General features: G+C 72.1%; 3 protein-coding genes. 1 reads left to right on the forward strand and 2 read right to left on the reverse strand.

All coding sequences use genetic code 11. The features are described 5' to 3' along the window. Positions 1-362: 362 nt before the first annotated feature. Positions 363-977 carry a TIGR03086 family metal-binding protein gene (locus CCN56_RS39570; RefSeq protein WP_086832421.1) on the reverse strand — a complete coding sequence of 205 codons (615 nt, stop codon included), beginning with the start codon at positions 975-977 and terminating at the stop codon, positions 363-365. A gap of 62 nt (positions 978-1,039) precedes the next feature. Between CCN56_RS39570 and CCN56_RS39575 the strand changes: the two genes are divergently transcribed. Further along, positions 1,040-1,996 carry a YafY family protein gene (locus CCN56_RS39575; RefSeq protein ID WP_179200154.1) on the forward strand — a complete coding sequence of 319 codons (957 nt, stop codon included), beginning with the start codon at positions 1,040-1,042 and terminating at the stop codon, positions 1,994-1,996. 156 nt (positions 1,997-2,152) lie between these two features. On the opposite strand, the gene CCN56_RS39580 is transcribed toward CCN56_RS39575, so the two are convergent. Then, positions 2,153-2,869, reverse strand: coding sequence for a flavodoxin family protein (locus CCN56_RS39580; RefSeq protein WP_086832423.1), 717 nt, complete (start codon positions 2,867-2,869; stop codon positions 2,153-2,155). Between the last annotated feature and the right edge of the window lie 221 nt (positions 2,870-3,090).

The raw sequence follows: 3,090 nt of genomic DNA on the forward strand, positions 1-3,090 counted from the left end.
GGCTCGCCGTACGGCAGGCCAACCGCAACACCGTCGCCGACATGCTCGACCACGGCGAGATCGACCTCACCGAGACCCCGCCCTCCCCGTCCCGATGCCCGCGTACACCGTCAGCGCCACCTGGCACGGCAGTGTCAGCGACGACCCCGCCCACGCGTGGCTCCGCGGGCTCGTCGGCGCGCCGGCCCGCGGCGGGACGCCGGACGATCGGAGCGGGCCGCCCAGCTGAACGCGCCCCGGCGAGGCCGGGGTTCGGCCGGGTTCGACGTCGCCGCCGGGCGCCGGGTCGTGGCGCCGTCCTGCCCGAACGCGCGGGGAGGGTGGCCCCAGCCATGGGGCCGCCCTCCCTTTTCGGATGCTGGTTACGGCTTGCGTCCGCACCACGCCACGAGGCGGTCGATGGCCGGCGCGTCCGCGTCGACCTCCACAGCGGCCCCGAACGGCGCACCGTCACGCGGCCCGGCGGGCAGCCCGCGCCTCATGGCGGCGTACGAGATCGCCACGAGTTCGGGGTCCCAGTCCGGGAACTGTCCGGTCGCGGTGGCCACGTCCCAGGTGTGCACGGTGAACTCCGAGGTCCAGACGGCCGCGGCGGCAGCACCGGGAAGGCTGCCGAACGGCAGTGTCAATATCCGGCCCAGGACCGCGGGATCCGCCCATGCCGCCTCGACCTCACGCACCGCGGCGTCCCACGCCTCTTGCCATTCGGTGTCCGCGAGGTCGTCGGCGACCGTGGAGAGGCTCGTCACGTCGCCGCCGCGTCCGGCGAGGGCGATCCGACGCAGGACGGCGACGAGGTGACCGGCCAGCCGCCGGACGGTGAACTCGGGGCAGGGCGTGGGTCCGTCGAACTGCTCGGGCCGGACCGCGGCGACGGTACGTCCGGCCAGTGCGATTGCCTTCAGAAGGCCCTGGCGAGGGTCGGCGGTGGCATCAGGGGCGGCAGTGGACCGCGGGGTGTTCTCCATCTGTGTCATGGCTTCATCCTGGAAGCCGAATAGGTCATCTCCTGGCCGCTTTCCGGAAAAGAATGGTCGCCATGAGAGCCGATCGTCTGGTGGCAACCCTGCTGTTCCTCCAAACACGCACCCGTGTGACCGTGGCCGAGGTCGCCGCCGAACTCGAAGTGTCGCCACGGACCGCACGCCGCGACCTGGAGGCCCTGTCCACCGCGGGCATCCCCGTCTACTCGCAGCGTGGCCGCGGCGGCGGCTGGTCGCTGGTCGGCGGTGCCCGTACGGACCTCACCGGGCTGACCGCCGAGGAGATCCGGGCACTGTTCCTGCTCGCGGGCCCTTCGTCAACCACGCCCGAACTCCGCACGGCATTGCGCAAGTTGGTGCGTGCGCTGCCCGCACCCCTGCGCGCGGGCGCCGAGGCCGCGTCGCGGGCCGGCCTTACCGACGGCACGAACTGGTCGCGCGCCGACGTCACGGCCACCGGGCCGCACCTCGACGCGCTCCGGCGGGCCGTGGTGGACGGGATCCAGGTGCGGCTCGGGTACGCCGGGCCCGGCAAGCCCGTCGGCGTACGAACCGTCCATCCGCTCGGGCTCGTGACCAAGGCCGGTCACGACTACCTCGTCGCCGAGACGGATCGGGGCTTGCGAACCTTCCGGCTCAGCCGGGTCGCCTCGGTCCAGGCGACCGGCGAACCCGTCGTACGACCACCCGGCTTCGACCTTCCCACGGTCTGGCGTTCGTTCGCCGCGCGCTTGGAGGAGCGGCTGTACGCGGCGACGGTCCGGGCCCGGGCCGAGCCGGGTGCCATGGCGATCCTGGAGCGGCTGTTCGACGGGCGCCTGCACGTCGGTCCGGTGCTGCCCGACGGGTGGACGGAGATACGGGTCGACGGGCCGACGCCGGAGGTCGTCGCGACCCAGCTGGCCGGGCTGGGGGCACGCGTCGAGGTGCTGGATCCGCCGGAGGCGAGGGAGCGGCTCGCACGGCTGGCGGTCGAGCTGGCCGGTGTGTACGGACCGCCGGGCTCTCTCTGAGCAAAAGGCGGCGCGCCGACCCTACGGGCAACCTCCGGCGCTTCCACGGGCAGGCTGACCACCACTCGGCCGACAGTCGACGACGTCGCAACCTTCTGGCACCCCTCGCCCGTCTTCGGCGGGTGGGACGTTCGTACCTCCGCCCCTGGACCGCGCTCAACGGTGCTCGGGGTTCTCGAAGTCGAAGCGGCAGCCGGCGTCCCACTCGGAGCGCTGGTTTCCGTGGGCGGGGATGCCGCCGGCGTCCTTGAGCATCCTCGCCAGGTGGAGCTGGTTCCAGGTCATGAAGGTCGTGTTGCGGTTCGTGAAGTCGTTGTCCGGCCCGCCGGAGCCGGGGTCCAGGTAGGACGGTCCGGGGCCGGCCGGGCCGACCCAGCCCGCGTCGGCCTGCGGCGGGATGACGTATCCGAGGTGCTGGAGGCTGTAGACGACGTTCATCGCGCAGTGCTTGGCGCCGTCCTCGTTGCCGGTGATCAGACAGCCTCCGACCCGGCCGTAGTACGCGTACTGGCCGTGCTCGTTGAGGACCGACGAGCAGGCGTACAGGCGCTCGATGACCTTCTTCATGACCGAGGAGTTGTCTCCCAGCCATACGGGTCCGGCCAAGGTGAGGATGTCGGCGGCCATCACCTTCGAGTAGATGACGGGCCACTCGTCGGTCTCCCACCCGTGCTCGGTCATGTCCGGCCAGACACCGGTCGCGATGTCGACGTCCACCGCCCTGAGCACCTCGACCTGCACGCCCTGGCGCTCCATGATCCCGGTGCTGATGTCGATCAGCCCCTGGGTGTGGCTCCGCTCCGGAGAACGCTTGAGCGTGCAGTTGATCACCAGGGCGCGGAGATCGCGGTAGGACGCGCCGGTCTCGGTCATCGATGTGTCCCCTTGCGGACGAGGTGGGCGGTCAGCCGGTCGAGCGCACCCGGCTGCCGACGTCGACAACGCCCCCGCTCGGTCCGGCCGAAGATCCGGTCCACTGTCTCGCCTCGTCGGGCGGAAGGACCGGGCGCCGCGCCATCGGTCGCGGAGTCGGCCACCCCGATCACCTGCATGGCCCTGCACCCGGCCGGCCCCGGGCCGGCCGGGTGCAGGGC

Source organism: Streptomyces sp. NRRL B-24572 (assembly GCF_002156145.1).
In the GTDB taxonomy this organism is placed as follows: Bacteria; Actinomycetota; Actinomycetes; order Streptomycetales; family Streptomycetaceae; genus Streptomyces; species Streptomyces vietnamensis.